The organism is Actinoplanes sp. NPDC026619, assembly GCF_040638295.1.
In the GTDB taxonomy this organism is placed as follows: domain Bacteria; phylum Actinomycetota; class Actinomycetes; order Mycobacteriales; family Micromonosporaceae; genus Actinoplanes.
Genome location: NZ_JBEZYA010000032.1, coordinates 102,459 through 109,203, shown reverse-complemented (window position 1 = coordinate 109,203; position 6,745 = coordinate 102,459). Strand labels below are relative to the sequence as shown.

Annotated in this window: 5 protein-coding genes and 1 riboswitch; of the genes, 4 read left to right on the top strand and 1 reads right to left on the bottom strand. The window is 72.8% G+C overall.

What is annotated here, in order from left to right; all coding sequences use genetic code 11:
- Positions 1-97: 97 nt before the first annotated feature.
- Entirely contained in the window at positions 98-769 is a 672-nt protein-coding gene (locus AB0E90_RS43545) for a hypothetical protein (protein ID WP_360418210.1), read from the bottom strand.
- Positions 770-923: 154 nt separating this feature from the next.
- Here AB0E90_RS43545 and AB0E90_RS43540 point away from each other — a divergent pair, with 154 nt between their 5' ends.
- From AB0E90_RS43540 to AB0E90_RS43525, 4 genes are all read left to right on the top strand, one after another.
- A complete protein-coding gene (locus tag AB0E90_RS43540) occupies positions 924-3,182 on the top strand; it encodes an EAL domain-containing protein (RefSeq protein ID WP_360418209.1) in 2,259 nt (752 codons plus the stop codon).
- A 161-nt stretch (positions 3,183-3,343) separates the two neighbouring features.
- Entirely contained in the window at positions 3,344-3,835 is a 492-nt protein-coding gene (locus AB0E90_RS43535; protein WP_360418208.1) for a SigE family RNA polymerase sigma factor, read from the top strand.
- Positions 3,836-3,837: 2 nt separating this feature from the next.
- The gene (locus tag AB0E90_RS43530) at positions 3,838-5,010 is read left to right on the top strand and encodes a hypothetical protein (protein ID WP_360418207.1); all 1,173 of its coding nucleotides are present in this window, start codon (positions 3,838-3,840) and stop codon (positions 5,008-5,010) included.
- Positions 5,011-5,026: 16 nt separating this feature from the next.
- The gene (locus AB0E90_RS43525) at positions 5,027-6,607 is read left to right on the top strand and encodes a gluconokinase (protein ID WP_360418206.1); all 1,581 of its coding nucleotides are present in this window, start codon (positions 5,027-5,029) and stop codon (positions 6,605-6,607) included.
- A riboswitch (cobalamin riboswitch) is annotated at positions 6,591-6,718 on the top strand. It overlaps the preceding gene by 17 nt.
- The last annotated feature ends 27 nt before the right edge of the window (positions 6,719-6,745 follow it).

Sequence of the window (6,745 nt, the reverse complement as noted above, 5' to 3'; positions counted from 1 at the left end):
CATCGACCGGTACAGCTACCAAGCCACCACCAGCATCAACATCGTCAGCCCAGACCCTTGACGAGCACCACCCCGCCCTAACTGAGCGGCGTTGGCTCTAGTCGTTGAAGATGCCTCTGGCCGGTAGGCCGCAGGCGCGCTGGGCCTGGCGGGCGTGGCCGTTCACCGAGGCGGCGACCATCATCAGCTCGGCGAAGCCGCCGCCCAGCAAGGCGTCTTCGGTGCTGCTCGACGAGCCGAGCAGGTTCGCGATGTTGTCGACGTCGTCGGCCAGGCCCTTGACCGCGGTGCGCAGGGTGCCGTCGAAGATCAGCAGGCGGGCGCGGCCGCGCAGCTGTTCGGCGACGTGGCGCATCTCGGCCAGGTCGGACTGGCTGAGGCCGCCGGAGGAGCTGCCGGCGGACGAGCTGCCGGTGATCGTGTCGTTCTCCATCGCCGCGCAGATGGAGTGCTTCGCCCAGGCGTTGGTGCCGATCGCGCCCGCGCCCAGCCCGATCACCAGGACGGCGATCAGGCCGATGATCAGCGGTTTGTGATTGCCGGGGCGGGCCGGCGGTGGATATCCCGGCTGCCACGGCGCGGCCCCCTGAGGTGGCCAGCCGGCACCACCGTTCGGGGCCGGCCAGCCGGGGGCGCCGTTCGGGGCCGGCCAGCCGGCGGTGCCGGGTGGGGGTGGGGCGGTCGGGGTGGGCCAGCCGGTGGGGTCGGGTGGGCTGTACTGCGGTGTGCCCGCGGCCGCCCAGGGCGACGGCGGCTGCTCGGGTTGCATCCGGTGGCTCCTCCGTGCGTTCCGACCGCTCAAGACTCGGTTCGGCAGGCGGGGCGGGGAACTGAGCGGGACGTCGCGCGCCGGCCGTTTTGCTCAGGTCGGCGGCGCGGGAGCCGACCTGATCTTCCAGAGGATCCGCCGGAGGGAGTTTGCATTGCAGCGCAGGCTGAGTTCGCTGGTGGTGTCGGGTATCGCCCTGGCGCTCAGCACCGCGTGGCTGATCGGTGGCCTCTTCCACCCGTGGGCGCACCCGGTCGTCGGGTGGCTGCCGTTGCCGGTCACCGCGATCCTCGCGGGGCGCGCCTGCTGGGCGGTGAGCCGCCGGCCCGACCTGGACCCGAGCACCCGCCGCTTCTGGCGCCACCTGACCATCGCCTGCGCGCTGTTCACCGCCGGGATCGTGGCGAACGCGGCCGACGCCACCGCCGGTGCGGCGCCGTCGCAGCGGGTCGGGCCGGTCGCCCTGGTCTTCTATCTGGGCGTCCTGGTGCTGGTCATGTGGTCGCTGCTGCGCCTGCCCTCGTGGCATCGCAGCCGTAGCGACTGGATCCGGTTCGGCATCGACGCCTGCGTCGTGCTCATCACCGTGGCGGCGTTCGTCTGGCGGTTCTCGCTGCGCGACCACCACACGTGGGAGCGGCAGACCGGCTCGGCCGGCGGGATGCTGGCCATCGCGCTGCTCACCACGCTGTCCATGGTCACCTTCATGAAGGTGGCGTTCGCCGGCGCCGGCCGGCTGGACCGGCGGTCCACCTACGTCCTCGCGGTCGGCGCCGCCGTCTCCGCGACCGTCGGCAGCATGTCGCCGTTCCTGATCGACAAGCCGTACCTGTCCAGCAGCCTGGTAGCGGTGCCGATCGCCGCGGTCGCCATCCATCTCGCCGCGGTCCGTCAGTGGCGGGCCGGCGACACACCGGCCCGCAACCGGCGTCGCGGCAGGCGGATCAGTGTCGTGCCCTACTTCGCGGTCGCGGTCACCGACGGCATGCTGCTGACGACCAGCACCCGCAGCCCGGGCGAGACCCGGTTCATGCAGGCGATCGTGGTGGCGCTGACGTTCCTGGCGATCGGCCGGCAGATCATCGCGCTGCGCGACAACAACCGGCTGATGGCCACCGTCGAGAGCCACCGGGAGGAGCTGACCCGGCAGGCCACCCACGACAGCCTCACCGGGGTGGCCAACCGCGCCCTCCTCGAGCAGCGCACCCGTGAACTGCTCGACGAGGGTGGCGACTTCCACGTGCTGCTGCTCGACCTGGACGACTTCAAGGTCGTCAACGACCGGCTCGGCCACCAGGTCGGCGACCGGCTGATCGTCGAGACCAGCCGCCGGCTGACCGACCTGGTCGGCGACCTCGGCACGGTGGGGCGGCTCGGCGGCGACGAATTCGCGGTGGTCCTGGCCGCGGTCGGCGACGATCTTCTCGACCAGCTGGTCACCGAGCTGGGGCGGCCGGCCGATCTGGCCGGCAACATCCTCGCCACCGCGGTGAGCATCGGCGTCACCCGCAGCCGCGCCGGCGACGACCCGGATGAGCTGCTGCGCCGCGCCGACGTGGCGATGTACAGCGCCAAGGCGGCCGGCGGGGACCGGTGGCAGTGGTTCGACCCGGCGATGGACCGGGCCGCGGACGAGTCGGCCCGGTTGTCCGGCGAACTGCGCCAGGCGCTGGAGCGCGGCGAGATCTTCGCGCTGTTCCAGCCGATCACCGACCTGTCCACCGGGCGGCCGGTCGGCGCCGAGGTCCTGATGCGGTGGCAGCACCCGGAGCGCGGCCTGGTGCCGCCGGACGTGTTCATCCCGCTCGCCGAACGGAACGGCGCCATCCTCGGGCTGGGGCGCTGGGTGCTCGAGTTCGCGTGCCGGCAGGCGGCGGACTGGCAGCGGCGGCTCGGTGACGCCGCGCCGGAGAAGATCAGCGTCAACGTGTCGGCGCGGCAGCTGGCCGAGCCCGGCTTCGTGGCGACGGTCCGGGAGATCCTCGCCGAGACCGGGGCCGACCCGGCCCGCCTGCTGATCGAGGTCACCGAGACGGCCGTGCTGAACACCGGTAGCGCCGCCGAGCAGCTGACCGCGCTGCGCGAGCTGGGGTTGCGGGTGGCCCTCGACGACTTCGGGACCGGGCACTCCTCGCTGAGCCTGCTCCTCGATCTGCCGGTGGACGTCCTCAAGGTGGACAAGTCGTTCGTCAGCGGCGCGGCGGCCGACCACGCCGGGGCGATCGTGGTGCGCAACCTGATCGGCTTCACCGACGACTTCGGCATCGAGGCGGTCGCCGAGGGCGTCGAGACCGAGGCGCAGGCCGCCCGCCTGCGCGCGGCCGGTTACCACTTCGCCCAGGGTTACCTGTTCGGGCGGCCGATGCCGGCGGGCGAGTTCGAGAAGCTCTACAGCCCGGCGAAAGTAGCCTGACCCGCCGCCAACGCGATGGTGGCGCAACGGCCGTGACCGGCCGCCCAGGTCGCCTCGACGGCCACGGGACCGGTCAATGCCGTACCTCTGAATGGTTTGCCGTTGATGCAACCTGCCTCGGTCTCCCGGTGTCTGGGAGGGTGACCGACGGGGGAGGGGCATTGGCGGACCGCGAGTTCGATGAGTTCGTGCGTAGCCGGTCGGCTGCGCTGTTGCGGGTTGCCTACCTGCTCACCGGGGATCGGCATGCGGCCGAGGATCTCCTGCAGGAAGTTCTCGAGCAGATGTACGTGCGGTGGCGGCGCATTCGCGGCGGACCGGATGCCTATGCGCGGCGGATCCTGGTCAATCGGTCGATCAACCGGTGGCGACGGCGCGGCCGGCGGCCGGAGGCGGCGCTCGGCGACATCGAGGTCGGGCTCCCGGATCACAGCGACGGGGTGGTCGTTCGCGATGCGGTGATCGGCGCGCTGCGCGGGTTGCCTCCCCGGCAGCGGGCCGTCGTGGTGCTGCGATATCTCGAGGATCTGCCGGTCGACGAGGTGGCCGCGGCGCTCGACTGCAGCGCAGGCACCGTCAAGAGCAATGCGGCGCGGGGGCTCGACAAGCTCCGGGCGGTTCTCGGGCCGATTCTGGTCAAGGAGGGGGACTAGCGATGACCGACTCCGACATCCGGGAAGTTCTGGTGCGGGCCACCTCCGATCTGGCGCCGCCGGCGGATCTGCTCGCTCGGGTCCGCAACGGGGGGCGGCGGCGGGTCGTCCGGCGGCGGGCCGTGCTCGCGGCCGGAGTGGCCGGGTTGGCGGCCGTGCCGTTCGCGGTGTGGCGCGGGACGAGCGCGGTCGAGCCGGAACCGCCGGCGGCCGGGGACCTCGGGCAGGACCAGGCGTTCCTGGGGCGGGCACGCGATGCCTGGGACGGGGTCGCGGGGATGTTCGGGACCGAGGGCAGAGCCCGGGTCCGGTGGGCCGGCAACACGCCGGCCGGTCCGGCGGCATTGCTCAGCCAACCCGTCCGGTTCGACGGCGGGGAGCGGCAGGACCTGCTCGGCTGGGTCGAGACGGCCGGTGGGGAGCTGCGCGCGGTGGGGTCCGGGCAACTGGTGGCGCGGGGGGCGGTCGAACCGTCGGCGCTGCTGCTCGGACGGTTACGGGACGTGCTCGTGGTCGCGGACCTCGGGCAGCCGGTGGAGCTGTCCGAGGATTTCAGCTTCGACGCGGTGGGGCAGCTGCTGCGGACCTGGCAGCCGGTCGTCTCGGACGGGGGTGTGTCGGTCCGGCGGGTCTTTCCGCAGCTCGGACGGGTGGGGATCGCGATGCGCTACGGCACGAAGCGGGTGGAGATCGCCAATCTCGGCGAGATGCAGCCGGCCACGACCTCGCAGGTGCCGCAACGGATCGACCGGGTCCTGGCCGGCGCCACCGCTCTCGGCGGCTGGGACGTGACCGCCCTGGCGAAGTACGCCGACACCTACGGCTACCAGCTCAACCCGGACCTGACCTCGTGGCACGTCCGCGGCACGCTACCGGACGGGCGGGCCCTGGTCGTGCAGACCGTGCCCGGCGACGACGGCGCCCGGGTCTTCTTCTTCGTCGGCAGCGGCACCCCGCGCTACGCGGGCTTCGTCCGGCCGCCGGGCCTGCTGCTGCACGTGCGGCTGGCGTTTCCGCAGGGAGTCGTGGTCGGCTACCTCAACGCCACGTTCCGCTATCGCGCGGCCGGCGGACCCTGGCTCCCGGTGACCGGAGACGTGGTGCTGCTGCCCGCCGTGGCCGACGAGGTGGAGGTGACGCCGCGCGGCGGTCAACCGTTTGTGACGGTCGTCTGACGGATACGTTGAAGGCATGACGGACGTCGTGATCGGCATCGACACCGGGACCACCGCCACCAAGGGCATCGCTGCCACCATCGACGGCACGCTGCGTGCCCACACCTCCGTCCACTACCCCCTGCTGGTGCCGGGCCCGGGCCGCGCCGAGCTCGACCCCGGGCAACTGCGCGACGCCGCCGTGAAGGCCCTCACCGACGTGGCCGCGGCCTGCCGGGAGAACGGCGACCGGGTCGTCGCGGTCAGCCTCAGCGCGTTCCTGCACGCGCTGGTGCCGCTCGACAAGAGCGGCAATCCGCTCGGGCCGCTGGTCACCTGGGCCGACGCCCGCTCCGGTGACCAGTGCGACCGGATCCTCGCGGCCGGGCGGTCCCGTTCACTGCAGGCCCGCACCGGCACGCCGGTGCACCCGATGTCGCCGCTGACCAAGCTGGCCTGGTGGCGCGACAACGACCCGGCCACGCTGCGGGACACCCCGCGGTGGGGCGGGGTCAAGGAGCTGATCCTGGCCGCCCTCACCGACGAGCCGTTCCTGCTCGACCTGTCGCTGGCGTCCGGCACCGGTCTCTACGACATCCACGCCCGGGGCTGGGATGCCGAGGCGCTCCAGATCGCCGGCGTCAGTGCCGGGCAGCTCGCCGAGGTCGTGCCCACCACGACCGTCCTGCGGCTCAAGGCCGGGCTCGCCGGGCTCCCGGACGGCACCCCGCTGATCATCGGGGCGGCCGACGGGCCGCTCGCCAACCTCGGTGTCGGCGCCACCCCGGCCGGAGTGGCGGCCATCTCGCTCGGCACCTCCGGCGCCCTGCGCACGGTCGTCGACCGGCCCACCTCCGACGAGAACGGCCGGCTGTTCTGCTACGCGCTCACCGAGGACCGGTGGGTCATCGGCGGGGCGGTCAACAACGCCGGATCCGTCGTGCGGTGGGCCGGGCAGAGCTTCGCGGCCGGATTCGAACGGCCCGGCGCCGAAGGGGAGGACGCCGACGAGCGCGACGCCGCCCTGCTGATGGAGGCGCAGAGCGCGCCGCCCGGCAGCGACGGACTGCTGTGCCTGCCCTACCTGCTCGGCGAGCGGGCGCCGTGGTGGCGGTCGGGGCTGCGGGGCGCCTACCTCGGGCTGCGCCGCGAGCACGGGCGGGCCCACCTCGTGCGCTCCGCGGTCGAAGGGGTCTGCCAGCAGCTGGCGCTGGTCAAGGACTCGTTCGACTTCCCGGTCACGCAGGTCCGGGCCACCGGCGGCGCGGTGGCGTCCGAGCTGTGGATCGGGGTGCTCGCCGCCACCCTCGATCTGCCGGTCGCGGTCGCCGACACTCCGGAGGGCACCGCCCTCGGCGCCTGCCTGCTCGGCTGGCATGCCGTCGGCCAACTGCCCGACCTCGACCATGCGGCCGCGCTCATCCCGATCGGCGAACCGACCGTGCCCGATCCGGCGAACGCCGCCCTCTATGCCCGGCTGCGGCCCCTCATCGAGAAGTCCGCGCTCGCCATGCTCGACACCGTCAAAGAGCTCGATCGGCTCGCCCCGCCGCCGACGCCTGCGATTCCCGTCACCGACGGCCGCGTTGACGCCGCACACAGCGGTGAGAAAGCATGACGGTCGAGCGGTAGCGGAGGAACCCGGTGGAAATCCGGGACGGTCCCGCCATTGTGACCGGGTAGCGATCCCTATCCGGGAGTCAGAGACTCCGTCCGCTCGTGTCACCGGCGCGTGGGCGTGGACACCCGCGCAGAA